Genomic DNA, 26,380 nt, shown 5'->3' with positions numbered 1-26,380 from the left:
CGACCTACTGGCTCTCGCGGCCATCGGCGTTTTCAAGCACTTCAAAGTCGGTCATCAGCAGCAGCGGCTCGCCAGCCGCGCTGAGGCCCCAGAACGATGGATAGATTCCGTCACCCCAGCCGCTCCAGAACATCGCAATGTTGAGGGGATTGCCGACAACGGGGTGATGCATCGCGAACCGATCCTGGTTGGGCGCAAACTCGGCCGCCAGGACGTCGTCATAGTAATTCTGCTTGGCTTCAAGCTTGTCCTGCTGCTCGGACATCAGCGCCATTGCCATCTTGTCCATGAACGAACCAAGACCGGCATCGACGGGATATCCAAATACCTCGTTGCCCTTCAGGGTCGATGCATCCTGATCGGGTAAGGTTGCCAGCTCCCAGCGAAACGGCCTGCCGGGCCGGAAGCGCAGGACTGCTGCAGCAACACGGCCTTGTGCCTCAAGCAACGATACCGGGTAGCGCCCTGGTCTGACCTTGCGGCTTAACGCTGGCCAGTCAGTTCCGGTAGTCAGGGGATCGCAGGCGACAATTTCGCCTGTCGGCAAATCCAGCTCGCCGATCACCGTGACGGTTATCTCGCGCTCCGCCATTTGCGCATCGCTCAGCTCGAAGAGGCCGAGATTGCTGCTCGCCTGCGCCGGATCCCATTCGGCCGACACCACCGCCGGCGTGGACATAGAGGTCCACGGCTCGCGCCGCAAAATCCGTAGCGCACGGCCCAGCTTGAACCCTAGCTGCTCCAGCAAGCCGCTCATTGCGGATCAGTCCCGCTCACAGATCCAGAACCAGCCGTTCCGGATCCTCCAGGCTTTCCTTGACGCGGACCAGGAAGGTCACCGCTTCCTTGCCGTCGACGATGCGGTGATCGTAGCTGAGCGCCAGATACATCATCGGCCGGATCACGATCTGGCCACCGACCACCACAGGCCGGTCCTGGATCTTGTGCATGCCCAAAATGCCCGACTGCGGCGCGTTGAGGATCGGCGTCGACATCAGCGACCCGTAGACGCCACCGTTGGAAATCGTAAACGTGCCGCCCTGCATGTCGGCGACCGACAGCTTGCCGTCGCGCGCGGCGATGCCCAGGCGGCCGATCTCCTTCTCGATCTCGGCGATCGACATCTGATCGGCATCGCGCACGACCGGCACAACCAGGCCCTTTTCGGTGCCGACGGCGACGCCGATATGGGCATAGTTCTTGAAGATGATGTCGGTGCTGTCGATTTCCGCATTGACCGAGGGGATTTCCTTCAAGGCGTGGGTGACGGCCTTGGTGAAGAAGCCCATGAAGCCAAGCTTCACGCCGTGCTTCTTCTCGAACACGTCCTTGTACTTGGTCCTGAGCGCCATCACCGCGCTCATGTCGACCTCGTTAAAGGTGGTCAGCATGGCGGCGGTCGACTGCGCTTCCTTGAGCCGTCGCGCGATGGTCTGGCGCAATTTGGTCATGCGCACGCGCTCCTCGCGCGACGCATCGTCGCCCGAGGACGGCGCCCGCACCGCAACCGGCGCCGGCGCTGCCCTGGGGGTCTCGGCCGGCTGTGACGGCGCGCCCTTCGAGATCGCGTCGAGCACGTCGCCCTTCAGCACCTGGCCGCGCCTGCCCGAGCCGGAGAGCTGGTCGACGGCGAGATTGTTCTCGGCGATCAGTTTTGCCGCGGCCGGGGCCGGCGGCATGCTGCGCGGCTCGACCGCGCCGGCGTCGCCGGCGATCTTGGCGGTTTCGGCCGCGGCCTGCTTGCCGGTCGATGCCGCATCCGGCGACGAGGCCTGCGACACCGCCTGTGGCTTGGTCGCTGGTGCGGCGGCATCGCTACCCGCCGAAATCGAACCCAGCAGCGCGCCGACACCGACCGTTTCGCCTTCCTTCACGGTGATCTCGCCCAGCGTGCCGGCGGCGGCGGCAGGCACCTCCACCGTCACCTTGTCGGTCTCGAGCTCGACCAGCGGTTCATCGGCGGCGATCGTGTCGCCGACCTTCTTGAACCATTTGCCGACGGTCGCTTCGGTGACGGATTCGCCGAGCGTGGGAACGCGGATTTCGGTAGCCATTGTGCCTGTCCGTTTCTTCCTGAGTTATTCGCCCAGATCTGTTCTATTCACCCAAATCTTTTCTATTCACCGAGCGCGTCTTCGAGCAAGGCAGCGAGCTGGGCAAGGTGCTTCGACATCAGTCCGGTCGCCGGTGAGGCGGCCGCCGGGCGGCCGGTGTAGCGCACCCGCTGATGCTTGGCATCGATATGCGCCAGCACCCATTCCAGATACGGGTCGATGAACGACCAGGCGCCCATGTTCTTTGGCTCTTCCTGGCACCACACCATCTCCGCATTACGGAAACGCGACAGTTCCGTAATCAGCGCCTTGGCCGGGAACGGATAGAGCTGTTCGACGCGCAGCAAATAGATGTCGTTGATGCCGCGCTTCTCGCGCTCTTCGTAGAGGTCGTAATAGACCTTGCCCGAGCACAGCACGACGCGGCGGATCTTCGAATCCTTGGTGAGCTTGATCGCCTGGTTGGGAAGCAGCTGGGCATCGTCCCACAACAGCCGGTGGAACGAGCTTTCTCCCGAGATTTCCGGCAGCGTCGACACCGCCCGCTTGTGGCGCAGCAGCGACTTCGGCGTCATCAGGATCAGCGGCTTGCGGAAGTCGCGCTTCAACTGCCGGCGCAGGATGTGGAAATAGTTAGCCGGCGTCGTGCAGTTCGCCACTTGCATGTTGTCTTCGGCGCAAAGCTGCAGGAAGCGCTCGAGCCGGGCCGAGGAATGCTCCGGTCCCTGGCCTTCGTAGCCATGCGGCAAGAGGCAGACGAGCCCCGACATTCGGAGCCACTTGCGCTCGCCCGACGAGATGAACTGGTCGAACACCACCTGGGCGCCGTTGGCGAAATCGCCGAACTGCGCCTCCCACAAGGTCAGCGCCTTCGGCTCGGCCAGGCTGTAGCCGTACTCGAAGCCCAGCACCGCCTCTTCCGACAGCATCGAGTTGATGACTTCGTAGCCGGCCTGCGCCGCCGAGAGATTGTTGAGCGGGATGTAGCGGGTCTCGTCGCGCTGGTCGTAAAGCACGGAATGCCGCTGCGAGAACGTGCCGCGTTCGGAATCCTGGCCCGACAGGCGGATCGGATTGCCGTCGAGCAGGATTGCGCCGAAGGCCAGCGCCTCGGCCGTCGACCAGTCGATGCCTTCGCCGGACTCGATCGCCTGGCGGCGGTTCTCGAGGAAGCGGATGATCGTCTTGTGCGCCTCGAAATCCTTCGGCACCTCGGTCAGCTTCTTGCCGATTTCCTTCAGCGTCTTGACCGGCACGGCGGTCTTGCCGCGCCGCTGTTCGTCCTGGTTGTCGGCCGTGCGCAGGCCCGACCAGGCGCCGTCCAGCCAGTCGGCCTTGTTGGGCTTGTAGCTCTGGCCGACTTCCCACTCGGATTCCAGATGCGCCCGCCAGTCGGCCTTCAGCTGGTCGAGTTCGGCCTGGGTGATGTGGCCCTCAGCGATCAGCCGGTCACCATAGATCTGCACCGTCGTCTTGTGGGTGCGGATGTTGCGGTACATGATCGGCTGGGTGAAGGCCGGTTCGTCGCCCTCATTATGGCCGAAGCGGCGGTAGCAGAACATGTCGACCACGACCGGCTTGTGGAACTTCATGCGAAATTCGATCGCCACCTTGGTGGCATGCACCACGGCTTCCGGATCGTCGCCATTGACGTGGAAGATCGGCGCTTCGATCATCTTGGCCACATCAGACGGATAGGGCGACGAGCGCGAGAAACGCGGATTGGTAGTGAAGCCGATCTGGTTGTTGATGATGAAATGCAGCGTGCCGGCGACGCGGTGGCCGCGCAGGCCCGACAGGCCGAGGATTTCGGCGATCACGCCCTGGCCAGCGAAGGCGGCATCGCCGTGCAGCAGCAGCGGCAGCACCTTGGCGCGCTCTTCCAGCGGCACGATTTCCTCGCGGCTGCGGCCGAACAGATAGTCCTGCTTGGCGCGGGCCTTGCCCATCACCACCGGATCGACGATTTCCAGGTGCGAGGGATTGGCGGTCAAGGACAGATGCACCTTGTTGCCGTCGAACTGGCGGTCCGACGAGGCGCCGAGATGGTACTTGACGTCGCCCGAGCCCTCGACCTCGTCGGGGGCGGCCGAACCGCCCTTGAACTCGTGGAAGATGGCGCGGTGCGGCTTGGCCATCACCTGGGAGAGCACGTTCAGCCGGCCGCGATGCGCCATGCCGAGCACGATCTCCTTCATGCCGAGCTGGCCGCCGCGCTTGACGATCTGCTCCAGCGCCGGGATCAGCGATTCACTGCCATCGAGGCCGAAGCGCTTGGTGCCCTTGTACTTGACGTCGATGAATTGCTCGAAGCCTTCGGCCTCGACCAGCTTCTGCAGGATCGCCTTCTTGCCGGTGGCGGTGAAGGAGATCTCCTTGTCGGCGCCCTCGATGCGCGCCTGGATCCAGGCCTTTTCCTCGGGATCCGAAATATGCATGAACTCGACGCCCAGCGTCGAGCAATAGGTGCGCGTCAGGATCTCCAGCATCTGCCGGATGGTGCCGAATTCGAGCCCGAGCACATTGTCGAGGAAGATCGGCCGGTCGTAGTCGGCGGCGGTGAAGCCGTAATTCTCTGGCGACAATTCGTTGTAGTCCTCGAGCGGCTTGGCGATGCCGAGCGGGTCGAGATTGGCGTGCAGATGGCCGCGCATGCGGTAGGCGCGGATCATCATGATGGCGCGCACCGAATCGCGGGTCGCCTGGTGCACGTCGGCGTCGGAAAGGATGATGCCGTTGGTGACCGCCTTATCCTTGACCTTCTTTTCCAGATGCTTCTCGACGATGCCCCAGTTGCCGTCGAGCGCCGACACCAGTTCGCCATTGGCCTGCAGCGGCCAGGAGGGCTTCGCCCAGGAGGCGCCCTTGGCGTTCTTGCGCACGTCGCCGGCGTCGTCCTTCAGCCCGGCGAAGAACTCCTGCCATTCGGGATTGACCGAGGCTGGATCGTCCTCATAGGCGGCGTAGAGCGCGTCGATATAGTCGGCGTTGCCGCCATAGAGGAAAGAGGTGAGCGAAAATTGGTCGTTGGCCTGATCTTGTCTTGCCATGTCTCTATCGAAGCCTTGGCTTCGTCTCCTTGTCAGAGCGAATAGTGAGTAGCGAATAGCGAGTAGGGATTTTCCCCAGGTCGCGCCGTTACTCCGTTTCCTATTCGCTATTCACTACTCGCTACTCACTTAACCCTTGATCGCCTCGACCAGCGTCGTGCCCAGCCGTGCCGGCGAGGGCGAAACTCTTATCCCGGCCGATTCCATCGCCGCGATCTTGTCCTCTGCGCCGCCCTTGCCGCCGGAGATGACCGCGCCCGCATGACCCATGGTGCGGCCGGCCGGCGCCGTGCGCCCGGCGATGAAGCCGGCCATCGGCTTCTTGCGGCCACGCTTGGCTTCGTCCTTGAGGAACTGCGCGGCGTCTTCCTCGGCCGAACCGCCGATCTCGCCGATCATGATGATCGACTTGGTCTCGTCATCGGCCAGGAACATCTCGAGCACGTCGATAAATTCGGTGCCCTTGACCGGGTCGCCGCCAATGCCGACGGCGGTGGTCTGGCCAAGGCCGACATTGGTGGTCTGGAACACAGCCTCATAGGTAAGTGTTCCCGAGCGCGAAACAACGCCGACCGAGCCCTTGCGGAAGATGTTTCCCGGCATGATGCCGATCTTGCATTCGTTGGGGGTGAGCACGCCCGGGCAGTTCGGGCCGATCAGCCGCGAGGTCGAGCGGTCGAGCCGCGCCTTGACCTTGATCATGTCCATCACCGGAATGCCTTCGGTGATGCAGATGATCAGCGGGATCTCGGCCTCGATCGCTTCCAGGATCGCTTCGGCGGCGCCCGCCGGCGGCACATAGACGACCGAAGCGTTGGCGCCGGTCTTTTCCTTGCCCTCGGCGACGGTGGCAAAGATCGGCAGGCTCTCGCCCTTCGAGCCGGTCCAGGTCTCGCCGCCCTTCTTGGGATGGATGCCGCCGACCATCTTGGTGCCGTGATAGGACAGCGCCTGTTCGGTGTGGAACGTACCGGTCTTGCCGGTCAGGCCTTGCACCAGCACCTTGGTGTTCTTGTCGACGAGAATGGACATGGTGGCCCTTTTTCTTAGAAATCGTTGATCGAGGAAGGTGAGACACGGCTGTAGACGCCGCTCACCATGTCTTGCCAGACATCGCTGCCGGCGGGTTGGAACTGCAGTCGCATGCGGTAACTGTCATTGCTGTCGAAATCGTAGGTAACCCGGGCCGACCCGCGCGGCGACGAGCGCAGCAGCGTCAGCGTGTTGCCATCCCACGTGCCTGTAGCCGGTGCGGCCGGCACAAAGCCCATCGAATCGAACTGGTGCATGGTTACGACGCTGCTTTGCTGGTCGAAGCCGAACACGCTGTGCGCGCCGAACGACACCGTGCCGTCGCGGCGCTGGCGATAGCGCTGCACCACGAACAGGCCGCCAAATTCAGCCACGGTAACTGCTTCGGCCGTCGCTGTGCCGGCATCGGTCCATTGCGTGGCCGCCACATCTTCTTCGCCACGCCAAGTGCCGACCAGCGCTTGCAGGCGCTGGTGGTCGGACGAGAGCGAAGAGAAGGAGGCCGCGTTCATGGTCAGAGCCGCTTCAGATCGGCGACGGTGAGGTCGCTCTTGGCGTTGCCGGTGTTGAGCGTCGTCGCGGGCTCGAACATCAGCACCACCGGTTCCTTGCTGAGCGAACGCGGCCGGTGCTCGACGCCGCGCGGCACGACCATGAAGTCGCCCTCGCCGAGCTCGACCTGACCGTCGCGGAAATCGATGGCAATGCGGCCGCGTAGCACGAGGAAGGCTTCATCCTCATTGTCATGCGCGTGCCAGTCGAAGACCTCGCCGAACTTGGCGACTTTCGCCTGGCTGTCGTTGACGTCGCCGGCAATATGCGGATCGAAGACCTTGTTGATCTTTTGATCCGCCGCCTCGACCAGGTTTATCTTGTGCGGAGGCACCGGATCAGCCCTTCACCGCCGCCACGATCTTCTTGGCCGCGTCGTCGAGATCATCTGCCGACACGACGTTGAGGCCGCTGTCGTTGATGATTTTCTTGCCGAGTTCGGCATTGGTGCCTTCCAGGCGCACCACCAGCGGCACTTCCAGGCCGACTTCCTTGACCGCGGCAATCACGCCCTCGGCGATGATGTCGCACTTCATGATACCGCCGAAGATGTTGATCAGGATGCCCTTGACCGCCGGATCCTTGGTGATGATCTTGAACGCCGCCGTCACCTTCTCCTTCGACGCGCCGCCACCGACATCGAGGAAGTTGGCCGGCTCGGCGCCATAGAGCTTGATGATATCCATCGTCGCCATGGCGAGGCCGGCGCCGTTGACCATGCAGCCGATATTGCCGTCGAGCGCGACATAGGCGAGGTCGTATTTCGACGCCTCGATCTCCTTCTCGTCCTCTTCGGTGGTGTCGCGCAGTTCGAGCACGTCGGGATGGCGGAACAGCGCGTTGTTGTCGAACGACACTTTTGCGTCGAGCACGCGCAGCCGGCCATTCTTCATGACGATCAGCGGGTTGACCTCGAGCAGGCTCATGTCCTTCTCGACAAAGGCCTTGTAGAGGATCGGGAACAGCGTATCGCCATCCCGGCCGGCGTCGCCGTCGAGCTTCAGCGCGCCGTTGAGCGCCTTCAGATCGGCCGCTGTGACGCCCTTTTCCGGGTCGATGGCGACGGTGATGATCTTTTCCGGCGTGTCGTGCGCGACCGCCTCGATGTCCATGCCGCCTTCGGTCGAGACGACAAAGGCAACGCGGCCGACCGAGCGGTCGACCAAGATCGACAGATAGAGCTCGCGCTCGATGTCGGCGCCGTCTTCGATATAGAGGCGGCTGACCTGCTTGCCGGCCGGCCCGGTCTGCTTGGTCACCAGCGTATGCCCGAGCATTTCGTTGGCGTTGGCGACCACGTCGGCCACCGACTTCGCCAGCCTGACGCCACCCTTGGCATCAGGGCCGAGTTCCTTGAACTTGCCCTTGCCACGGCCGCCGGCATGGATCTGGCTCTTCACCACATAGAGCGGGCCGGGCAGCGCCTTGGCGGCGGCTTCCGCCTCGCTCGCCTTGAACACCGGCACGCCTTCGGCCACCGGCGCGCCAAAGCTCTTCAGCAGCGCCTTGCCCTGATACTCATGGATGTTCATCTTCGATGTCTCCGGGTCGACTGCTGGGGGTTACTTCGAGGCGAGCTGCGGCGCGATCTTGACGCAGGCCTCAGTCAGGCCCTGCACCGTCGCCACCGAAGCGTCGAACATCTTCTGCTCGCTCTTGTTGAGGTCGATCTCGATGATGCGCTCGACGCCGCCGGCGCCGATCACCACGGGCACGCCGACATAGGTGTTCTTGACGCCATACTGGCCGGAAAGATACGCCGCGCACGGCAGCACGCGCTTCTTGTCCTTGAGATAGGCTTCCGCCATCGAGATCGCCGAGGCGGCCGGCGCGTAATAGGCCGAGCCGGTCTTGAGCAGGCCGACGATCTCGGCGCCGCCGTCGCGGGTGCGCTGGACGATCTGGTCGAGCTTTTCCTTCGACGTCCAGCCCATCTTGATCAGGTCGGGCAGCGGGATGCCGGAAACCGTCGAATAGCGGATCATCGGCACCATGGAATCGCCATGGCCGCCGAGCACGAAGGCGGTGACGTCCTCGACCGAGACCTTGAATTCCTCGGCCAGGAAATAGCGGAAGCGCGAACTGTCGAGCACGCCGGCCATGCCGACGACATGGCTCTTGGGCAGGCCCGAGAACTTCTGCAGCGCCCAGACCATGGCGTCGAGCGGGTTGGTGATGCAGATCACGAAGGCCTTCGGCGCATACTTCTTCAGGCCGGCGCCGACCTGTTCCATGACTTTGAGATTGATGCCGAGCAGGTCGTCCCGGCTCATGCCCGGCTTGCGCGGCACGCCGGCGGTGACGATGCAGACGTCGGCACCCTCGATGCCGGCATAGTCGTTGACGCCGGTGAGACGGCTGTCGAAGCCATCGACCGGCGACGACTGCGCGATATCCAGCCCCTTGCCTTGCGGAATACCCTCGGCAATATCGAACAGCACGACGTCGCCGAGGTCCTTGAGACCGATCATGTGGGCGAGCGTACCGCCGATCATGCCAGAGCCGATAAGCGCTATCTTGTTGCGTGCCATGTCAGGATGTTTTCCCTTTGTCAGTGACGGCGCCCAAGTCCTTGGCGACTTGGTTGGCGGCGTCGAGGAAGAGGCCGGAATGCTGCGAGGAACCCGCGGACTTTCGCCGCACCAAATAGCCTTGGTGCAAGATAAATTCAATCGATTATTTCGGAGCTAGCATTTTCAATCGGTTAGATAGATTGGGATTTACGTAAACGTCAAAATTTGTAAGCCGACTTGGGGGGACTTTACAGAATGAAGATGGAAATCCGAAGGCTATTCCCAGGCGATGACGCCCTTGTGATGCAGGTCGCCGAGGACGTCTTCGACGAGCCGGTCATGCCGGATCGGCTGGCAGCCTATCTCCACGAACCTGGCCATTTCATGATCGTGGCGCTCGCCGGCGGCGTGGTCGTCGGGCAATGCGCCGCCGTCATCCACCGCCACCCCGACAAGGTCAGCGAGCTCTATATAGACGAGGTCGGCGTTTCGCCGGCCTTCCAGCGCCAGGGCATCGCGCGAGACATGCTCGACGCGATGTTTGCGATTGGCCGTGACCATGGCTGCGAGGAGGCCTGGGTCGGCACCGAGCCGGGCAATGTGCCTGCCCGCGCGCTCTATGAGTCGCGCAAAGAGCCGCATGGGCCGGCGGAAGATTTCGTGATGTATCTGTATGCGCTTTAGATCTTTGGCGCCGGCGAGACAGAGGAGGGGCAGGGATCGCGACCTTCCGAAGAACTATCTCAGGCCCGTGCCTGCTCCGCCTCTGGCGCTGCCCTCGCCTTGCGCCGTTCCGCCCAATCCTCCAGCCAGTCGCGGCTTTGCATCTCGATCAGGCGTGATGCCGTGCGTTCGAACTCGAAGACCTCGACGCCGCGTTTGGCTTGATAAAGCTGCGGCGGCGGGGCTGCGGCGCTGACCACCAGCCGCGCATGATGATCGTAGAGCGTGTCGATCAACAGGATGAAGCGCTTGGCCTCGTTGCGCTTGCCTTCGCCGAGCACCGGGACGTGATCGATGAAGATGGTCGAGAAGCGGCCGGCGATTGCCAGGAAATCGCGGGCGCCAAGCGGCTTTTCGCAGAGATCGGCGAAGGAAAACCGCGCCGCGTCGCCGGCGGCAGCCGGCACCACCACCTGCCGTCCCTTGAGGGTCAGCGAGGTCTTGGCCGTCGGCACGCCGTGCGTCATGGTTTGCCAGGCCTCGTCGAGCATCTCGTCGGCCGTTGCATCGGCCGGCGTGACATAGACCGGCGTGCGGACGAGCTTTTCCAGCCGGTAGTCCTTGTCGGCGTCGAGCGACAGCACCCGCGCATGCCGCTCCAGGATACCGATGAAAGGCAGGAAAAGCTGTCGGTTCAGGCCGTCGCCATAGAGATTCTCCGGCGCCACGTTCGAGGTGGCGACCAGCACCACGCCGCTGGCAAACAGCGCCGAAAACAGCCGCGACAGGATCATCGCATCGGCAATGTCGGTGACCGAGAACTCGTCGAAGCACAGCACCCAGGCCTGCTCGGCAAGCGCCTTGGCCACCGGCGGAATCGGGTCGTCCTCCTTGACCGTGCCATCCCTGCGCGCCTGCCGGTGCTTCTGGATGCGGTCCTGCACATCGGCCATGAAGTCGTTGAAATGGACGCGGCGCTTGCGCCGCACCGACAGCAACTCGAAGAACATGTCCATCAGCATGGTCTTGCCGCGGCCGACCCCGCCATGGATGTAGAGGCCTTTGACTGCCTCATGCGTCTCGCGCTTGCGGGCGAACAGCCAGCCAAGCGCGCTGGACTTGTGCGCCAGCCGCTTGGCCGAAATCTCGTCGGTCAGCCGGTCGAGCGCGGCGGCGATCCGTTCCTGCGCCGGGTCGCGTTCGATCGCGCCGGTTTCCACCAGATGGTCGTAGCGCTGCCTGACGGTCGCATGGGTCTGGAGGCCGTCACGCAGATGCATCGGTCACGTCGTTGTCGAGCAATTCCAGGAAAAGTGTGTAGCGGTTTTCCGTCCGGAATTGCGTAGGAACAAATAAGGGGCGGTCGCCTACCTTGTAAGCGAAATCGCCTGGCCGTTGGAAGTCTGGCCGTCGAATTTCGAGCCGCCCGACGAATAGAGCCGCGCCAGCGTGCCGCCGTTTTCGTCATAGAGCGTCAGCTGCTTGCCGGCGACATTCCACGACTTGATGCCGTCGATCGGCGCCGGGCAGTGCAACGGCCCGGCGCGGAAGCCGGCGCCGAACTTGGTCTGGGGAGTCGCTACCTTGCAGCTCTGGCCCGAAACGCTGGCATTCCAGACACCGGCGACGCTGGCCGCGGTCAGATCCGCGGCACCGGCGGGCGCCGAGCCGTCCGGCGGCAAGGACGCAACCTGCGTATTGCCAGGCGCGGTCGGGAATTTTGACGGGTCGGTGGCGCCCGGTGCTGCTGGCGGCGGCAGCTGATTGGCGGTCACCTGGCCGGCCGGTGCCGGCTGCAGCGGTGCCGGCTGCTGGTCGTCCATCGACGAGAACCGTGAGGTCGAACAGCCGCTCGCAACGAGCGCCGCCAGCGATACGGCCACCAGGCCGCTTTTCGAAAAAATCATTCCAACCTCCGTCGGATTCGGCTGGGGGGCGCCGTCCGTACAATCTCACCCCCACCAAGATGGAGAAGGTGGCGAAATTTCAACCCGATATGGTTAAAATACGGTTTGCGGCAAAATTTGTTGCAAATTTATCGCAACCCCGGCGACACCGGTCGCCTGTCGGTCCAGCCTTCGGGATCTGGTCACGCCGTACCCAGCCCAAGCGCCCGGCAAGCCAAATGCTTGCGCCGGCCGGCATTGGTCCTATCTCTTGGAAACCGAAACCTGCTGGAGCTGCAAAATTGGCCGCGAGAAAGAGGGCTGCCAACCGTTATTACAGCGGCCCACCCAGCGATCATTTCGACGGCATCTTGTTCTTCAATCCCGACGGCCAGCCACCCGGTCGTTTCGCCGACCTGCTGAAATGGCAGTTGAGCGGCAAGCGCTCGAAATGGCCGACGCCCCCTCCGAACCCCTTTCTGCAGGTAAAACCGGCGACACGGATCGAAGGCGCAGCGCTGCAAGTAACCATGGTCGGTCATTCCACCATGCTGATCCAGACCGCGGGCCTGAACATCCTCACTGATCCGGTCTGGTCGCCGCGTGTATCGCCGCTCTCCTTTGCCGGACCGAAACGGATCAACCCGCCAGGCATCGCCTTCGCCGACCTGCCGGCGATCGACCTCGTCCTGGTCAGCCACAACCATTACGACCATCTCGATCTCGCCACGCTGAAGCAGCTGAAGGCCAGTCACGACCCGCTTGTGATCACCCCGCTCGGCAACGATGCGCTGATTGCCGATGCGGTTCCAGGCATGCGGCTGTCGGCGCATGACTGGGGCGACAGGGTCGAGATAGGCGACCGCGTCGCCGTCCATGTCGAACCGGTGCACCACTGGTCGGCGCGTGGCGCCCGCGACCGGCGCATGGCGCTGTGGGCCGGCTTCGTCATCGAGACGCCGGATGGCAACGTCTATTTCGCCGGCGACACCGGCTTTCACGATGGCATCAACTACCGGCTGATGGCTGAAAAGCATGGCGGTTTCCGTTTCGCCATCCTGCCGATCGGCGCCTATGAGCCGCGCTGGTTCATGGAGCCGCAGCATCAGAATCCGGAAGAGGCCGTGCACGGCATGCAACTGTGCAACGCCGCTTATGCCGCCGGCTGCCACTGGGGCACCTTCCAACTCACTGACGAACCGATCGACGAGCCGGCCCGGAAATTGACCGAGGCGCTCGACGATCAAGGCATCCCGCGGCAGCGCTTTCGCGCCTTGCGGCCCGGCGAGGTCTGGGACGTACCAGCCATCTAGCCCGCCAAGGAACCCAGATTGCTAAAACGCGTTGCTTCCCCAACGCAATTTGGCTGGGAGCCTCTTCATGATCAAATGGATCATCATTCTGCTGATCGTCGCCGCGGCGGCGAGCCTGCTCGGCATGCCGGCCCTGGCAGGAGCCGCCGCCACCGGCGCGCGCATCCTCATCGGCATTGTTCTGGTCATCTTCCTGCTGGTGGTGCTCGGCATCTTCGCGGTGACGTAACCCTGCTGCGCACTGGTAATTCCTGCTCGTTTCCGCCATATAGCGCCAAACGGACACGGAATTCGCGGAGCAATGGCCAGCACTGCCCCTTTCGCCAAGATGAACGGCATCGGCAACGAGATCATCGTTGCCGACATGCGTAGCCGTGCCGATCGGGTGACGGCGGCCGCGGCAATCGCGCTGAACGCCGATGCCGCGACCAGGTTCGACCAGATCATGGCGATCCACGACGCCAGGACGCCAGGCACCGCCTTTTTCATCGACATCTTGAATTCCGACGGCTCCAAGGCGCAGGCTTGCGGCAACGGCATGCGCTGCGTCGTCCAGGCGCTGGCCGCCGAAACCGGCCAGAAGGTCTTCACCTTCGAGACCGTCGCCGGCATCCTCAACGCGCGCGAACATGCCGATGGGTCGATCTCGGTCGACATGGGCACACCGCGTTTCGGCTGGCAGGATATTCCGCTGGCCGAGGAATTCCACGACACCCGCATGATCGAGCTGCAGATCGGCCCGATCGACGCGCCGGTTCTGCATTCGCCCTCGGTCGTCTCGATGGGCAACCCGCACGCCATCTTCTGGGTCGACCGCGACGTCTGGTCCTATGAGCTCGACCGCTTCGGGCCGTTGCTCGAGAACCATCCGATGTTTCCCGAGCGCGCCAACATTACCCTCGCCGAGGTCACCTCGCCCGACACCATGGTCATCCGCACCTGGGAGCGCGGCGCCGGCCTGACCAAGGCCTGCGGCTCGGCCGCATGCGCATCGGTGGTCGCGGCGGCCCGCACCAACCGGACCGGCCGCAGCGTCAGCCTGATGACTCCAGGCGGCGGCTCGCTCCATGTCGAATGGCTTGAAAATGACCACGTCATCCTCACCGGTGCCGCCGAATGGGAGTTTTCCGGCAGCTTCGATCCGTCGACCGGCGCCTGGGCCCGCGACACCGAAAGCGCGGCCTGATGGCCTCCCAGGGTATCGATGTCGTCACCTTCGGCTGCCGGCTGAACACCTATGAGTCCGAAGTGATGCGCCGCGAGGCGGAAAGCGCCGGCCTTGGCGCACTGGAAGGCGGCGCCGTGATCTTCAACACCTGCGCCGTGACCGGCGAGGCGGTGCGTCAGGCCAAGCAGGCGATCCGCAAGGCGCGTCGCGACAACCCCAAAGCGCGCATCATCGTCACCGGCTGCGCCGCCCATACCGAACCGCAGAATTTCACCGCCATGGACGAGGTCGACCTCGTGCTTGGCAATGAGGAGAAGCTGAAGGCGAATTCCTATCGCGCACTGCCGGATTTCGGTGTCAACGACACCGAGAAGGCACGCGTCAACGACATCTTTTCAGTGCGCGAGACTGCCGGCCACATGGTCGACGCCATCGAGGGCAGGGCGCGCGCCTTCGTCCAGGTTCAGAATGGCTGCGACCACCGTTGCACCTTCTGCATCATCCCTTACGGCCGCGGCAATTCCCGTTCGGTGCCAATGGGCGCCGTGGTCGAGCAGGTCAAGCGCCTCGCAGGCAATGGCTATGCCGAGATCGTGCTGACCGGCGTCGACATGACCAGTTTTGGCGCCGACCTTCCGGGCGCCCCGAAGCTCGGCAAGCTTGTGAAGACCATCCTCAAGCAGGTGCCCGATGTGAAGCGGCTGCGGCTGTCGTCCATCGATTCGATCGAGGCCGACGATGATTTGCTCGACGCCATCGCCACCGAACTGCGGCTGATGCCGCATCTGCATCTGTCGCTGCAGTCCGGCGACGACATGATCCTGAAGCGCATGAAGCGCCGGCATCTGCGCGATCAGTCGATCCGCTTCTGCGAGGATGTGCGCAAGCTGCGCCCCGGCATCGTCTTCGGCGCCGACATCATCGCCGGTTTCCCGACCGAAACGGACGACATGTTCGAAAATTCGGAAAAGATCGTCGAGGAATGCGGACTGACGCATCTCCATGTCTTCCCGTTCAGCCCCCGCGAAGGCACGCCCGCCGCGCGCATGCCGCAGGTGCGGCGCGAACTGGTCAAGCAGCGCGCCGCCCGGCTGCGTGCCGCCGGTGAAGCTGCGTATCGGCGCCATCTGTCGTCGCTCTCCGGAACCCGCCAGTCGATCCTGATCGAGCGCAACGGTCTTGGCCGCACCGAAGGCTTTACGCTTGCCGCACTCGGCGCGGGTGTGCCGGGCGAGATCGTCGAGGCCGATATCACCGGCCATGATGGCACCAGGCTGATCGCGGCGCCCATTGCCGCCCGCGCCGCCTGAGAAACGCAAAGCATGGCTGGTTTTTTCAAGAAGATATTTTCGTTCGGTAAGAAAGAAGTGGTCGAGGAGCGCGTCGACGAGACCGCCCCGCTGCCGCCGATCAAATGGGAAGCGCTCGATGCGCTGAAGCCGGCCTCCGAACAGGTTGTTCCGGAGTTCCTGAAGCGCGATGAGCCGCTGCCCGAGGTCGAAACTGCGCCGACGCCGACGGTCGAGCCGGAGGTAATTCCCGCGCGGGAACCGGCGCCTGTCGAGGAACCGGCGCCCGAGCCGGCACCGATCATTCCGGCCGAGCCGGAAATCCAGCCCGAGCCTGCCCCGGTCGAAGAGCCGATGCCGGTTGAACCGGAAGCGCCCGTCGAGGAGCCCGCGCCCGAGGAAATCCCGGCCGCGCCTGTGGCGCCCGAGCCGATTCCCGAACCGGAGCCGCCGGAAATTCCGGCGCCGGAGCGGCCGGAAATCGTCCCGCCGCAACCGCAGTTACAGCCGGAGCCTGTGCCTGTCGAAGTGCCGGCGCCACCGGTCGAGGCTCCGGCCGAAACGCCGGCACCCGAAATCCCTCCGGCCGAGATTTCGCCGCCCATTCGTCAGCCGGCTCCGATCGAGCAGCAACCGGTGCGCGCCGAGATCGCGCCGGAGATCCAAGCCGCGCCAGCCCACCCTCCCCTCGATGGGGAGGGTCGCCGCGAAGCGGCGGGGTGGGGTGGCAGCGCCGGCGCTGGTCACCCCCCCCCGAACTGCGCTCGGGACCTCCCCCATCGAGGGGGAGGTAAAACCAGCTCCCGGCAAGGTGACCGTCACCAAGAAGGTCGAGCAGAAAGCCGAGCCGCAGAAAGCACCGGAACCAGTGCCGAGGCGCTCGTGGTTCCAGCGCATGAGGGACGGGCTTGCCCGCTCGTCGCGCGAACTCACCGGCAACATCGCCGGCGTCTTCACCAAGCGCAAGCTGGACGGAGAGACCTTGCAGGACCTGGAGGACGTGCTGATCCGCGCCGACCTCGGCATGGAGACCGCCCTGCGCGTCACCGACGCGCTGGCTTCCAGCCGCTACGGCAAGGATGTCTCGGACACCGAGGTTCGCGCCATCATGGCGGCCGAGGTGGAAAAGGTGTTGACCCACGTCGCCATGCCGCTCGAGCTCGATCTCTCGCACAAGCCGCATGTCATCCTGGTGGTCGGCGTCAACGGCACCGGCAAGACCACCACCATCGGCAAGCTGGCGGCCAAGCTGACCGATGGCGGCCTGTCGGTGATGCTCGCTGCCGGCGACACGTTCCGCGCCGCCGCGATCGAGCAATTGAAGATATGGGGCGAGCGGACGAAATCGCCGGTCATCGCGTCCAAACTCGGCGCCGACGCCGCGGGGCTGGCCTATGACGCCTTCGAAAAGGCCAAGGAAGCCGGTTCCGACGTGCTGATCATCGACACGGCCGGCCGCCTGCAGAACAAGACCGAACTGATGGCCGAGCTCGAAAAGATCGTCCGCGTGCTGGGCAAGCTAGACCCGGAAGCACCGCACACCGTGTTGCAGACGGTCGACGCCACCACCGGGCAGAACGCGCTCAACCAGGTCGAGATCTTCCGCAATGTCGCCGGCGTCAACGGCCTCGTGATGACCAAGCTGGACGGCACGGCGCGTGGCGGTATTCTGGTGGCGATCGCGGCAAAGCACAAATTGCCGGTCTATTTCATCGGCGTCGGCGAACAGGTCGACGACCTCGAACCTTTTTCGGCAAGCGAATTCGCCAGGGCGATCGCTGGAGTTGCCTGACAAGCATGTCCCAAAAAGTTGCAGGCTTTTTGGATCAGATTGTGCGTAAGAAAGAAAACCTATGAACCCACCCATTCTCGAACGCGATCCGTCCGATCCGCAAAAGCAGAAGAAGGAAGGCGTCAATCCGCTGCTCAAGCTGGTGCTGGAGCTGGGGCCGTTGATGGTATTCTTCTTCGCCAACGCGCGCGGCGAGTGGCTGGTGGGGAAATTCCCTGTCTTGGCCGAATTCGGCGGCCCGATCTTCGTCGCCACCGGCCTGTTCATGGCCGCCACGGCAATCGCGCTGATCGCCTCATGGCTGCTGATGCACACCTTGCCGATCATGCCGATGGTGTCCGGCGTCGTCGTCTTCATCTTCGGCGCGCTGACGCTCTATCTGCAGGACGACATCTTCATCAAGATGAAGCCGACCATCGTCAACACGCTGTTCGGCGGCGTGCTGCTCGGCGGCCTCTACTTCGGCAAGTCGCTGCTCGGCTATGTCTTCGATTCGGCCTTCAGCCTCGACGCCGAGGGCTGGAGGAAATTGACCTTCCGCTGGGGTCTGTTCTTCCTGTTCCTGGCCCTTGCCAATGAAGTGGTGTGGCGGAATTTCTCCACCGACGCCTGGGTTACCTTCAAGGTCTGGGGCATCATGCCGATCACGCTTCTGTTCACCTTCAGCCAGATGCCGCTGATCCTGCGCCATTCGCTCGAGGACAAGGCCGGGAAGGAAGAGAAGGCGGGCAAATAGCGCAATTCCAGGTAAGGCGCATAGCGCTTTCCCTCAGGCAATTGCGTCAAACAAAGCTCTGGGGAGAGGGCCATGGAATTCGTCACCACGCGCGATGAACTGAGGACGATCTACAAGACGCCGCGACCCACCGATGGCTCGATCCGCAAGGAATTGAAGGCGCTCGACGGCCATTGCCGCTCCTTCATCGGCAAGAGCCCCTTCGTGCTGATTGGCTCGTCCGATGGCGCCGGCAATGCCGATGTGACGCCGAAGGGCGACAGGCCCGGCTTCGCCGCCGTTCTCGACGACAGGACCATCGCCATCCCCGACCGGCCCGGCAACAACCGGCTGGACACGCTGGAAAACATCCTCCTCAACCCGTCGGTCGGGCTGCTGTTCCTCATTCCCGGCATGAACGAGACGCTGCGCGTCAACGGCGACGCGCGCATCACCGTCCACGCGACCTTGCGCGAACAGCTCGCCGTTGACGGCAAGCAACCGCAAAGCGTCGTCGTGGTCTCCGTCAAGGCCGCCTACATGCATTGCGCCAAGGCCTTCATGCGCTCGGATCTGTGGAAGCCGGAAACCTGGTATGATCGCGCGACACTGCCAACGCTCGGACAGATTCTACACGACCAGCTGGCGGTGGCCGATTCGGCCGAGGCGACCGACCGCTGGCTGGACGACGCCTACAAGCAGACCATGTGGTAGGCTTTCGGGACGACGATTCGTCCTGACCGGTTCCAACCCTTGCTGAATATCCTCGCCATCTCCGGCAGCCTGCGGGCGGCCTCCACCAATTCCGCGCTGGTCGCGGCCCTGGCGCGGAATGCTCCGCCCGGCTGTCGGGTCACAGTCTATGACCGGCTTGGTCGTCTGCCGATCTTCAATCCCGACGATGAGGGCGAGCGGACGCCGCTCACAGCATCCGAACTGATCGACGCAGTCACTCAAGCCGACGGCGTCATCGTCTCCTGTCCGGAATATGCCCATGGAGTGCCGGGCGGGCTGAAGAACGCCCTCGACTGGCTGGTGTCGCGCGACGCCGCTGTCGAGAAACCTGCGATGCTGGTGCACGCCTCGCCGCGTTCGCTGTTTGCCCGCGCCGCGCTGGCTGAGATCGTGCGGACGATGTCGTTTGCGCTTTGCGAAGATACGCTGGAGATTGCCCTGCTCGGCAAGAAGCCGCCGGAGGTGGAGACCATCCTGGCTGAGCCGGAAAGCCGGCTGGCAATGCACAATGCGCTATCCGCTTTCGCGGACTTCATCGCCAGCCGCTGAGGCTACTTCTTGCTTCTCAGTGTCTCCACATCGGTCTTGCCGACATACCAGTCGCGGGCGTTGACCTCCTCGAAGACCACCCAGACATCGTCATTGCTGAGGCCGGTGGCGTCCATAATGGCGGCCGTGACTTTCTTGGCTATGTCCGCCTTCTTGCCCGCCGGATCGGCGGCGATCACTTCCTTGACGATGCGGATGTTGACGAATGGCATGTTTTCCTCCCCTTCGATTTTGTTGACGGCAGCTCAGTATGTTTTGGCGCCGTTGACCATCAGCCGCACCATGTAGAGTGAGGTGGTGCCGGCTATATAGAGGCAATTCCGCTTGTTGCCGCCGAACACGCAATTGGCCGTCACTTCCGGCACCTTGACCTTGCCGATCAGCGTCCCATCCGGATCGTAGCAGTGGATGCCGTCGGCGGCACTGGTCCAGATGCGGCCGTCCTCATCGAGCCTGAAGCCGTCGAACAGGCCGGCCGTGCAGTCGGCGAAGACCTTTTCGCCCGACACCTTCTTGCCGTCCTTGCCGACATTGAACACCCGTATATGGGCGGGATCCTGCGCGCCATGCGTGCGGCCGGTGTCGGCGACATAGAGCTTGCTCTCGTCGAGCGAGAAGGCAAGGCCGTTGGGCCTGACCATGTCGGTGATGACGGCCTCGACCTCGCCGGTGCCGGGGTCGACCCGGTAGACGTAGCAGGCGCCGATCTCGCTTTCGGCCTTGTCGCCCTCATAGTCGGTGTCGATTCCGTAGCTCGGATCGGTGAACCAGATCGAGCCATCCGACTTGACCACCGCATCATTGGGCGAGTTCAGCCGCTTGCCGCGCCATTTGGTGGCAATGGTGGTGACCGAGCCGTCGAACTCGGTGCGGCTGACGCGGCGGCCCGAATGCTCGCAGGTCACCAGCCGGCCTTGCCGGTCGACGGTGTTGCCGTTGGAATTGCCGGAGGGCTGACGGAAGACGCTGACATTACCGTCGGTCTCGTCGTAGCGCAGCATGCGGTTGTTCGGAATGTCGGACCAGACCACGAAGCGGCCGGCGGCGAACCAGGCCGGCCCTTCCGCCCATTGGCATCCAGTGAACAGCTTTTCCACTTGCGCGTTGGAATTGAACAGCCGCGCGAAACGCGGATCAAGAATTTCGTAATAATCTTCGGCGGCCATGCTTTTTCTCCCGGCATTTAGGTCGGGCGCATGATCCCGAAAAATCGATTCCGATCTTCGGAAAGGATCATGCGCAAAATGAAAGTGCTACAACGTTCTTTGCACGTCCGGAAGGACGCAACGCTACAGGCGCGATCAAGCCAGCCGGCGATCGATCTGGCAAGATCGATGATGAGCGCTTCACCGCATCTTGACCTCTCAAGGCAGATGGGAAGCAACGCCAACTCATCAGAACTGCCACTAAGGATCGATTAACCGGCTATGCGCTGCGTGCAATGGTGCATTGCAACATCTTCTTTTTGCAATGCATCACTACTATGTCATGCTTCGTATCGATCAAGGGAGGAACAACCGGCCGCCAGAAACGCGGCACAGAAGGAACCTTGCTATGATCTTCAACGATCTCATGACCCGCGCTCGCACCAGCATTGCCAAGCGCAAGCACTACAACCGCCTCGTCGCCGAAATCGACAGCTTTTCCAGCCGCGATCTGGCCGACATGCGCGCTGACCGTTCAGAAATGCTCTACCAGGTCCACAAGCAGATCTACGGCTGATCTCGGACTATTGCTCGGCGCCGCCCAGGCGCGTTGAGATTCAGGTCAGGCCGAGCCGAGATTGGTGGGTTTCGAGAACCGGAGTGGAGCGTACTTTTGAGTACGTGAGCACCGGAAGCAAAGGAAGCCGCCGTTTGCAGGCCGGCAACACCTGAATATCAATGCGCCGCCAGTGCCCTGTCGATCTGCGGCAACAACACCATCCGCGCCGCCTCGGCCGTCAGCGGCCCGACATACTTGTAGGCGATCCTGCCGTCCTTGCCGATGACGAAGGTTTCCGGCACGCCGTAGACGCCCCAGTCGATCGCCGTGCGCCCGGCTTCGTCGACCCCTATCGCCTGGAACGGATTGCCGAGATCGCCGAGGAACCGGCGAGCGTTTTCCGGTTGGTCCTTATAGTTCAGCGCCGCCATCACGAAACGCTTGTCCTGCGCCAGCGCCAGCAGCACCGGGTGCTCTTCGCGGCACGGCGCGCACCATGACGCAAAGACGTTGACCAGCGTGACCTTGCCGGCGAAGGATTTCGTATCGAGCCCGGGCAGGTTGATGCCCTCCAGCGCCGGCAGGTTCGTCTGCGGCGCCGGCAGGCCGATCAGCGCCGACGGCACTTCCGAAACATCGCGCCCCGACAACAGCTGCGACAGGAACAGTCCGGCCAGGCCGAGGAAGATCAACAGCGGCAAAAGCACGAATAGGCGGCGACTGGGTGGTGGCGTTTCCGTTTCCATGCTCATGGCTTGGCGCCCTTGTCGGAACGCCGCCGCACGCCTGACGCTTCGAGTTCAGCGAGTTCGCGCTTGCGCGCCCGCTGGTCGAGCAGGATCCAGCCGACCAGCCCGGCCAGCACCACGGCGGTGATCGTATAGGCGGCGGTCACGTAGAGGGCGTGCGCGCTCATACGCCAGGCCCCGCCAAGGTGCCGCTTTCCAAACCGGTCATGTCGCCCAATTCGAACATGCCTTCCCTTATCCCCGCACCATCGGCTTCGCAATCGGTCGCCGCGCCGCAGCCTTTGATGTGACCTCAATCCGTTCCATGACGAAGTGCCAGCGCCGCCGAGACCGGGCCTAGCACCGCAAGAAACAAGGTCAGCGCGGCAAGAATGAGGAAGGGCTGCAGAAACGGATCGGGATTGGCCGTCGCGCCATAGCTCGCCGAAACGCCGAAAATCAGCACCGGGATGGTCAGCGGCAGCACCAGCACCGAGATCAGCAGCCCGCCACGCGGCAACGCCACCGCCACCGCCGCACCAGCGGCGCCAATAAAGGTGATCGCCGGCGTGCCGACCAGCAGCGTCAGCGCCGTGGCACCGATGCTGATCGGCTCCATGTTCATGAACAGGCCGAGCAAGGGAGCGGCGACGACCAGTGGCAGCACGCTGCCCGCCCAATGCGCCAGGCATTTGGTCAGCACCGTCAAGGCCAGCATGTGGCGGTCGTTGCCGAGCACCAGCAGATCGAGCGAGCCGTCCTCGCGATCGGCCTGGAACAGCCGGTCAAGGCCAAGCAGGCAAGAGAGCAGCGCGCCAATCCACAGGATCGCCGGCCCGATACGGGCAAGCAGCTTGAGGTCCGGCCCGACGCCGAACGGGATGGTGGCGATGACGGCGAGGAAGAAGATGACCCCGGTCAAAGCCCCGCCGCCGGCGCGGATGTTCAGGCGGATGTCGCGCAGGAAGAGGGCTAGCATGCTTTGAGGTGCCTTTGCCCAGGAAGGAACGCCGACATCACTGCCCCATCCTCAATTCCTTCGCCTCATCCAATCCCAGCGGCAAATGCGTCGCCGCAACGATGATCCCACCCTCCCTACAATGCTTCCCCATCAACTGCGCAAATCGCCGCTCCGAAGCCTTGTCCAGCCCCGCCGTCGGCTCATCAAGCAGCCACAGCGGACGGTGGCTGACCAGAAGCTTGGCGATCGCCGCGCGCCGCCGTTGCCCGGTCGAGAGATAGCCGAAGGGCAGGTGGCCGATGCCGCCCAGCCCGACCGTTTCCAGCGCCTCTTCGACGCCGGCATGTCCATCGCCGTTGAAGTCGCGCCAGAAGCGCAGATTTTCCGCCACGCCGAGCGCAGGCTTCATGGCGTTCTGGTGACCAAGGTAATGACAGGCCGCAGCGATCGACGGAAATGCCTCGCCCCCGTCTTCAATCTCCACAACGTCTTCGATCTTCACAACGCCTTCGATCCGCACACTGCCTTCGGCCACCGGCAGCAACCCGGCGATGACCCGCAGCAAGGTCGATTTGCCGGCACCATTGGGCCCGGTGACAACCAGCGCCTGCCCGTCCTCCAGGGCAAAGCCGATGCCGGAAAACACCGTGTCGCCGCCGCGTTCGCCGCCCAGATTTTCGGCGATCAGCCGCATCCCTCGCCTGCCCTGAAAACCATGTGTCGCGGCAGCTGCCGCATCGCACAAATTTGCTTTGCAACTGTCTAGAACTATTCCAGAAAATTCTCTATATGCGGTGCATCCGTGCCAGCGGTCGGCGCGGGAACAGAATTAGCGCCGAACCAGCGCACGCGCCGCCTTGAACGGCTCGGGTTGCTTGGGAACGGACAGCGGAAATGGCCGTACCCGCACCTTTGCGCGTGATTGCATGCCATCGGCGTCCGTTCCCTTTCAGGCTGAACAGACAAGGATCGCACGTGTCAAAATCCCTCGACAGTTTCAATTGCCGCCGCACGCTGACCGCAAGCGGTACGGAGTATGTCTATTTCGATCTCATCGAGGCCGAGAAGAACGGCCTCACGGGCATTGCCCAGCTACCCTATTCGATGAAGGTGCTGCTGGAGAACCTGCTGCGCAACGAGGACGGCCGCTCCGTCACCAAGGAATCGATCCAGGCGGTCGCCGGCTGGCTGACCGACAAGGGCACCGCCGGCGTCGAGATCGCCTATCGCCCGGCCCGTGTGCTGATGCAGGATTTCACCGGCGTTCCGGCCGTTGTCGACCTTGCCGCCATGCGCGACGCCATGGCCTCGCTCGGCGGTGATCCGCAGAAGATCAACCCGCTGGTTCCCGTCGACCTCGTCATCGACCATTCCGTCATCGTCGATGAATTCGGCACGCCGCTGGCCTTCGCCCGCAATGTCGAGCTCGAATACGAGCGCAACGAAGAGCGCTACAAGTTCCTGAAATGGGGCCAGCAGGCGTTCCGCAATTTCCGTGTCGTGCCGCCCGGCACCGGCATCTGCCACCAGGTCAACCTCGAATATCTCGGCCAGGTGGTGTGGACCAACACCGAGGACGGCGAAACCACCGCCTATCCCGACACCTGCGTCGGCACCGATTCGCACACCACGATGATCAACGGCCTTGGCGTGCTCGGCTGGGGCGTCGGCGGCATCGAGGCCGAGGCGGCCATGCTTGGCCAGCCTGTCTCCATGCTGTTGCCTGAGGTTATCGGCTTCCGCCTCACCGGCAAGCTGAAAGAAGGCGTCACCGCCACCGACCTCGTGCTCACCGTCACCCAGATGCTGCGCAAGAAGGGCGTCGTCGGCAAGTTCGTCGAGTTCTTCGGCCCGGGCCTCTCCAACATGACGCTGGCCGACCGCGCCACCATCGGCAACATGGCGCCCGAATACGGCGCCACCTGCGGCTTCTTTCCGGTCGACAGCGAAACGATCCGCTACCTCACAATGTCGGGCCGAAGCGAGGATCGCATCGCATTGGTCGAGGCCTATTCGAAGGCGCAAGGCCTGTGGCGCGACACCGGCTCTGCCGACCCCGTGTTCACCGACCTGCTCGAGTTGGAACTTGGTTCCGTCGTGCCGTCGATGGCCGGCCCCAAGCGGCCCGAAGGCCGCGTCGCGCTGGAAGGCATTCCGGAGGGTTTCACCAAGGCGATGGAGACCGAATACAAGAAGGCCGCCGAGATCCACAAGCGCTACGCCGTCGACGGCACCGACCACGATCTCGGCCATGGCGATGTCGTCATCGCCGCCATCACCTCCTGTACCAACACCTCGAACCCGAGCGTGCTCATCGGCGCCGGCTTGCTGGCCCGCAACGCCAACCGCCTCGGTTTGAAGCAGAAGCCATGGGTCAAGACGTCGCTGGCGCCGGGCAGCCAGGTGGTCGCAGAATATCTGGAAAAGTCAGGACTGCAGAAGGAGCTCGACCAGATCGGCTTCAACCTGGTCGGCTTCGGCTGCACCACCTGCATCGGCAATTCCGGCCCGCTGCCGGCGCCGATCTCGAAAACCATCAATGAAAAAGGCTTGATCGCCGCCGCGGTCCTGTCCGGCAACCGCAACTTCGAAGGCCGCGTCTCGCCCGACGTGCAGGCGAACTATCTCGCCTCGCCGCCGCTGGTCGTCGCGCACGCGTTGGCTGGAACCGTCACCAAGGACCTCACCACCGAGCCGCTCGGCGACGACAAGAACGGCAATCCGGTCTACCTCAAGGATATCTGGCCGAGCTCGGCAGAGATCCAGGAGTTCATCGAGAAGAACGTCACCCGCGAGCTGTTCGCCCGCAAATATGCCGACGTCTTCAAGGGCGACGAATACTGGCAGAACGTCGAGGCGCCGCAAGGCCAGACCTACACCTGGGACGACAACTCGACCTATGTGCAGAACCCGCCCTATTTCGCCGGCATGACCGCTGGTTTCGGCAAGATCGGCGACATCAAGGGCGCGCGCGTGCTCGGCCTGTTCGGCGACAAGATCACCACCGACCACATCTCACCGGCCGGTTCGATCAAGGCGGCCTCGCCGGCGGGCAAATATCTCACCGACCATGGCGTCGGCGTCGCCGACTTCAACCAGTACGGCACGCGTCGCGGCAACCATGAGGTGATGATGCGCGGCACCTTCGCCAACATCCGCATCCGCAACCACATGCTGGGCGAGAATGGCAGGGAAGGCGGCTACACCATCCACTACCCGTCGAAGGAAGAGGAATCGATCTACGACGCGGCCATGGAATACAAGAAGGAAGGCGTGCCGCTGGTGATCTTCGCCGGCGTCGAATACGGCAACGGCTCGTCGCGCGACTGGGCGGCCAAGGGCACCAATCTGCTCGGCGTGCGCGCCGTCATCGCCCAGTCCTTCGAGCGCATCCATCGCTCGAACCTGGTCGGTATGGGTGTCATCCCCTTCGTCTTCGAGGACGGCACATCCTGGGCGTCGCTCAACCTGAAGGGTGACGAGCTGGTCGAGATCGACGGGCTGAGCACCATCAAGCCGCGCCAGACGATGACCGCCAAGGTCACCTATGGCGACGGCACGGTGAAAAACGTGCCGATCATCTGCCGCATCGATACGCTGGACGAGCTCGACTACTTCAAGAACGGCGGCATCCTGCAATACGTGCTGCGCGATCTGGCAGCATAGTAATAAGGGA

Annotated in this window: 26 protein-coding genes and 1 pseudogene; 11 read left to right on the top strand and 16 right to left on the bottom strand. The window is 63.4% G+C overall.

All coding sequences use genetic code 11. The features are described 5' to 3' along the window. Positions 1–4: 4 nt before the first annotated feature. The 8 genes from CGZ66_RS10895 to mdh all read right to left on the bottom strand — a co-directional run bounded on the left by CGZ66_RS10895 (position 5) and on the right by mdh (position 9,219). A complete protein-coding gene (locus tag CGZ66_RS10895) occupies positions 5–757 on the bottom strand; it encodes a DUF4241 domain-containing protein (RefSeq protein ID WP_095084018.1) in 753 nt (250 codons plus the stop codon). Positions 758–773: 16 nt separating this feature from the next. After that, positions 774–2,054 (bottom strand): 2-oxoglutarate dehydrogenase complex dihydrolipoyllysine-residue succinyltransferase, encoded by a 1,281-nt coding sequence (odhB, locus tag CGZ66_RS10890; protein WP_095084017.1) that lies wholly within the window; start codon positions 2,052–2,054, stop codon positions 774–776. A 62-nt stretch (positions 2,055–2,116) separates the two neighbouring features. Then, complete coding sequence (locus CGZ66_RS10885; protein WP_095084016.1) at positions 2,117–5,104, bottom strand: 2-oxoglutarate dehydrogenase E1 component; 2,988 nt, start codon at positions 5,102–5,104, stop codon at positions 2,117–2,119. A gap of 129 nt (positions 5,105–5,233) precedes the next feature. Beyond that, a complete protein-coding gene (gene sucD, locus CGZ66_RS10880) occupies positions 5,234–6,136 on the bottom strand; it encodes a succinate--CoA ligase subunit alpha (RefSeq protein ID WP_095084015.1) in 903 nt (300 codons plus the stop codon). A 14-nt stretch (positions 6,137–6,150) separates the two neighbouring features. Then, positions 6,151–6,648, bottom strand: coding sequence for a DUF1579 family protein (locus tag CGZ66_RS10875; RefSeq protein ID WP_095084014.1), 498 nt, complete (start codon positions 6,646–6,648; stop codon positions 6,151–6,153). A 2-nt stretch (positions 6,649–6,650) separates the two neighbouring features. Next, positions 6,651–7,022, bottom strand: coding sequence for a cupin domain-containing protein (locus CGZ66_RS10870; protein WP_095084013.1), 372 nt, complete (start codon positions 7,020–7,022; stop codon positions 6,651–6,653). Positions 7,023–7,026: 4 nt separating this feature from the next. Next, positions 7,027–8,220: an ADP-forming succinate--CoA ligase subunit beta gene (gene sucC, locus CGZ66_RS10865; RefSeq protein ID WP_095084012.1), complete on the bottom strand. Its 1,194-nt coding sequence runs from the start codon at positions 8,218–8,220 to the stop codon at positions 7,027–7,029. Positions 8,221–8,250: 30 nt separating this feature from the next. Continuing rightward, positions 8,251–9,219: a malate dehydrogenase gene (gene mdh, locus CGZ66_RS10860; protein WP_095084011.1), complete on the bottom strand. Its 969-nt coding sequence runs from the start codon at positions 9,217–9,219 to the stop codon at positions 8,251–8,253. A gap of 237 nt (positions 9,220–9,456) precedes the next feature. On the opposite strand from mdh, the gene CGZ66_RS10855 reads away from it, so the two are divergent. Then, positions 9,457–9,885 carry a GNAT family N-acetyltransferase gene (locus tag CGZ66_RS10855; RefSeq protein ID WP_095084010.1) on the top strand — a complete coding sequence of 143 codons (429 nt, stop codon included), beginning with the start codon at positions 9,457–9,459 and terminating at the stop codon, positions 9,883–9,885. Positions 9,886–9,944: 59 nt separating this feature from the next. Here CGZ66_RS10855 and zapE read toward each other — a convergent pair whose 3' ends face one another. Both zapE and CGZ66_RS10845 read right to left on the bottom strand, forming a co-directional pair. Continuing rightward, positions 9,945–11,144, bottom strand: a complete 1,200-nt coding sequence (gene zapE / locus CGZ66_RS10850; RefSeq protein ID WP_095084009.1) for a cell division protein ZapE — start codon at positions 11,142–11,144, stop codon at positions 9,945–9,947. Positions 11,145–11,231: 87 nt separating this feature from the next. Further along, the gene (locus CGZ66_RS10845; protein ID WP_095084008.1) at positions 11,232–11,771 is read right to left on the bottom strand and encodes a protease inhibitor Inh/omp19 family protein; all 540 of its coding nucleotides are present in this window, start codon (positions 11,769–11,771) and stop codon (positions 11,232–11,234) included. Between the two features lie 281 nt (positions 11,772–12,052). On the opposite strand from CGZ66_RS10845, the gene CGZ66_RS10840 reads away from it, so the two are divergent. The 8 genes and pseudogenes from CGZ66_RS10840 to CGZ66_RS10800 all read left to right on the top strand — a co-directional run bounded on the left by CGZ66_RS10840 (position 12,053) and on the right by CGZ66_RS10800 (position 19,311). Continuing rightward, a complete protein-coding gene (locus CGZ66_RS10840) occupies positions 12,053–13,063 on the top strand; it encodes an MBL fold metallo-hydrolase (protein WP_095084007.1) in 1,011 nt (336 codons plus the stop codon). A gap of 67 nt (positions 13,064–13,130) precedes the next feature. Beyond that, positions 13,131–13,292 (top strand): DUF1328 family protein, encoded by a 162-nt coding sequence (locus tag CGZ66_RS10835; protein ID WP_010912345.1) that lies wholly within the window; start codon positions 13,131–13,133, stop codon positions 13,290–13,292. A gap of 72 nt (positions 13,293–13,364) precedes the next feature. Next, positions 13,365–14,249, top strand: coding sequence for a diaminopimelate epimerase (gene dapF, locus CGZ66_RS10830; protein WP_095084006.1), 885 nt, complete (start codon positions 13,365–13,367; stop codon positions 14,247–14,249). Next, on the top strand, positions 14,249–15,541 hold the full coding sequence (gene mtaB, locus CGZ66_RS10825) for a tRNA (N(6)-L-threonylcarbamoyladenosine(37)-C(2))-methylthiotransferase MtaB (RefSeq protein WP_095084005.1): 1,293 nt from the start codon (positions 14,249–14,251) through the stop codon (positions 15,539–15,541). Before dapF ends, mtaB begins: the two co-directional genes overlap by 1 nt. A 12-nt stretch (positions 15,542–15,553) precedes the next feature. Next, positions 15,554–17,312, top strand: a pseudogene (ftsY, locus tag CGZ66_RS41525) (signal recognition particle-docking protein FtsY). Between the two features lie 61 nt (positions 17,313–17,373). After that, a complete protein-coding gene (locus tag CGZ66_RS10810; protein WP_095084002.1) occupies positions 17,374–18,048 on the top strand; it encodes a septation protein A in 675 nt (224 codons plus the stop codon). Positions 18,049–18,120: 72 nt separating this feature from the next. Then, positions 18,121–18,741, top strand: coding sequence for a pyridoxamine 5'-phosphate oxidase family protein (locus CGZ66_RS10805; protein WP_095084001.1), 621 nt, complete (start codon positions 18,121–18,123; stop codon positions 18,739–18,741). Positions 18,742–18,780: 39 nt separating this feature from the next. Next, entirely contained in the window at positions 18,781–19,311 is a 531-nt protein-coding gene (locus CGZ66_RS10800; RefSeq protein ID WP_095084000.1) for an NADPH-dependent FMN reductase, read from the top strand. A 2-nt stretch (positions 19,312–19,313) separates the two neighbouring features. Here the strand turns inward: CGZ66_RS10800 and CGZ66_RS10795 are convergent, their stop codons facing one another. After that, entirely contained in the window at positions 19,314–19,523 is a 210-nt protein-coding gene (locus tag CGZ66_RS10795) for a tautomerase family protein (protein ID WP_095083999.1), read from the bottom strand. 33 nt (positions 19,524–19,556) lie between these two features. Next, a complete protein-coding gene (locus CGZ66_RS10790) occupies positions 19,557–20,477 on the bottom strand; it encodes an SMP-30/gluconolactonase/LRE family protein (RefSeq protein ID WP_095083998.1) in 921 nt (306 codons plus the stop codon). 388 nt (positions 20,478–20,865) lie between these two features. On the opposite strand from CGZ66_RS10790, the gene CGZ66_RS10785 reads away from it, so the two are divergent. Beyond that, a complete protein-coding gene (locus tag CGZ66_RS10785) occupies positions 20,866–21,033 on the top strand; it encodes a hypothetical protein (RefSeq protein WP_095083997.1) in 168 nt (55 codons plus the stop codon). 158 nt (positions 21,034–21,191) lie between these two features. On the opposite strand, the gene CGZ66_RS10780 is transcribed toward CGZ66_RS10785, so the two are convergent. The 4 genes from CGZ66_RS10780 to ccmA form a co-directional block, all read right to left on the bottom strand. Then, positions 21,192–21,767 (bottom strand): DsbE family thiol:disulfide interchange protein, encoded by a 576-nt coding sequence (locus tag CGZ66_RS10780; RefSeq protein WP_095083996.1) that lies wholly within the window; start codon positions 21,765–21,767, stop codon positions 21,192–21,194. Continuing rightward, the gene (gene ccmD, locus CGZ66_RS10775; protein ID WP_095083995.1) at positions 21,764–21,931 is read right to left on the bottom strand and encodes a heme exporter protein CcmD; all 168 of its coding nucleotides are present in this window, start codon (positions 21,929–21,931) and stop codon (positions 21,764–21,766) included. The genes CGZ66_RS10780 and ccmD overlap by 4 nt, the downstream gene beginning before the upstream one ends. A 125-nt stretch (positions 21,932–22,056) precedes the next feature. Further along, entirely contained in the window at positions 22,057–22,722 is a 666-nt protein-coding gene (gene ccmB, locus CGZ66_RS10770; RefSeq protein ID WP_095083994.1) for a heme exporter protein CcmB, read from the bottom strand. 37 nt (positions 22,723–22,759) lie between these two features. Beyond that, positions 22,760–23,398 carry a heme ABC exporter ATP-binding protein CcmA gene (gene ccmA / locus CGZ66_RS10765; protein WP_095083993.1) on the bottom strand — a complete coding sequence of 213 codons (639 nt, stop codon included), beginning with the start codon at positions 23,396–23,398 and terminating at the stop codon, positions 22,760–22,762. Positions 23,399–23,679: 281 nt separating this feature from the next. Between ccmA and acnA the strand changes: the two genes are divergently transcribed. Next, positions 23,680–26,370 carry an aconitate hydratase AcnA gene (acnA, locus tag CGZ66_RS10760; protein ID WP_095083992.1) on the top strand — a complete coding sequence of 897 codons (2,691 nt, stop codon included), beginning with the start codon at positions 23,680–23,682 and terminating at the stop codon, positions 26,368–26,370. Positions 26,371–26,380 lie beyond the last annotated feature (10 nt).

It is taken from the genome of Mesorhizobium sophorae (genome assembly GCF_002270415.1).
In the GTDB taxonomy this organism is placed as follows: Bacteria; Pseudomonadota; Alphaproteobacteria; order Rhizobiales; family Rhizobiaceae; genus Mesorhizobium; species Mesorhizobium sophorae.
Note: the sequence above shows the minus strand (reverse complement) of the source record. Positions and strands in the feature narration are given on the sequence as shown.

What these genes read in the sequence shown, in the direction of transcription:
- CGZ66_RS10895 (WP_095084018.1), bottom strand. Translation starts at nt 757, where the DNA reads ATGAGCGGCTTGCTGGAGCAGCTAGGGTTCAAGCTGGGCCGTGCGCTA.
- odhB (WP_095084017.1), bottom strand. Translation starts at nt 2,054, where the DNA reads ATGGCTACCGAAATCCGCGTTCCCACGCTCGGCGAATCCGTCACCGAA.
- CGZ66_RS10885 (WP_095084016.1), bottom strand. Translation starts at nt 5,104, where the DNA reads ATGGCAAGACAAGATCAGGCCAACGACCAATTTTCGCTCACCTCTTTC.
- sucD (WP_095084015.1), bottom strand. Translation starts at nt 6,136, where the DNA reads ATGTCCATTCTCGTCGACAAGAACACCAAGGTGCTGGTGCAAGGCCTG.
- CGZ66_RS10875 (WP_095084014.1), bottom strand. Translation starts at nt 6,648, where the DNA reads ATGAACGCGGCCTCCTTCTCTTCGCTCTCGTCCGACCACCAGCGCCTG.
- sucC (WP_095084012.1), bottom strand. Translation starts at nt 8,220, where the DNA reads ATGAACATCCATGAGTATCAGGGCAAGGCGCTGCTGAAGAGCTTTGGC.
- mdh (WP_095084011.1), bottom strand. Translation starts at nt 9,219, where the DNA reads ATGGCACGCAACAAGATAGCGCTTATCGGCTCTGGCATGATCGGCGGT.
- CGZ66_RS10855 (WP_095084010.1), top strand. Translation starts at nt 9,457, where the DNA reads ATGAAGATGGAAATCCGAAGGCTATTCCCAGGCGATGACGCCCTTGTG.
- zapE (WP_095084009.1), bottom strand. Translation starts at nt 11,144, where the DNA reads ATGCATCTGCGTGACGGCCTCCAGACCCATGCGACCGTCAGGCAGCGC.
- CGZ66_RS10845 (WP_095084008.1), bottom strand. Translation starts at nt 11,771, where the DNA reads ATGATTTTTTCGAAAAGCGGCCTGGTGGCCGTATCGCTGGCGGCGCTC.
- CGZ66_RS10835 (WP_010912345.1), top strand. Translation starts at nt 13,131, where the DNA reads ATGATCAAATGGATCATCATTCTGCTGATCGTCGCCGCGGCGGCGAGC.
- dapF (WP_095084006.1), top strand. Translation starts at nt 13,365, where the DNA reads ATGGCCAGCACTGCCCCTTTCGCCAAGATGAACGGCATCGGCAACGAG.
- mtaB (WP_095084005.1), top strand. Translation starts at nt 14,249, where the DNA reads ATGGCCTCCCAGGGTATCGATGTCGTCACCTTCGGCTGCCGGCTGAAC.
- CGZ66_RS10810 (WP_095084002.1), top strand. Translation starts at nt 17,374, where the DNA reads ATGAACCCACCCATTCTCGAACGCGATCCGTCCGATCCGCAAAAGCAG.
- CGZ66_RS10805 (WP_095084001.1), top strand. Translation starts at nt 18,121, where the DNA reads ATGGAATTCGTCACCACGCGCGATGAACTGAGGACGATCTACAAGACG.
- CGZ66_RS10795 (WP_095083999.1), bottom strand. Translation starts at nt 19,523, where the DNA reads ATGCCATTCGTCAACATCCGCATCGTCAAGGAAGTGATCGCCGCCGAT.
- CGZ66_RS10790 (WP_095083998.1), bottom strand. Translation starts at nt 20,477, where the DNA reads ATGGCCGCCGAAGATTATTACGAAATTCTTGATCCGCGTTTCGCGCGG.
- CGZ66_RS10785 (WP_095083997.1), top strand. Translation starts at nt 20,866, where the DNA reads ATGATCTTCAACGATCTCATGACCCGCGCTCGCACCAGCATTGCCAAG.
- CGZ66_RS10780 (WP_095083996.1), bottom strand. Translation starts at nt 21,767, where the DNA reads ATGAGCATGGAAACGGAAACGCCACCACCCAGTCGCCGCCTATTCGTG.
- ccmD (WP_095083995.1), bottom strand. Translation starts at nt 21,931, where the DNA reads ATGAGCGCGCACGCCCTCTACGTGACCGCCGCCTATACGATCACCGCC.
- ccmB (WP_095083994.1), bottom strand. Translation starts at nt 22,722, where the DNA reads ATGCTAGCCCTCTTCCTGCGCGACATCCGCCTGAACATCCGCGCCGGC.
- ccmA (WP_095083993.1), bottom strand. Translation starts at nt 23,398, where the DNA reads ATGCGGCTGATCGCCGAAAATCTGGGCGGCGAACGCGGCGGCGACACG.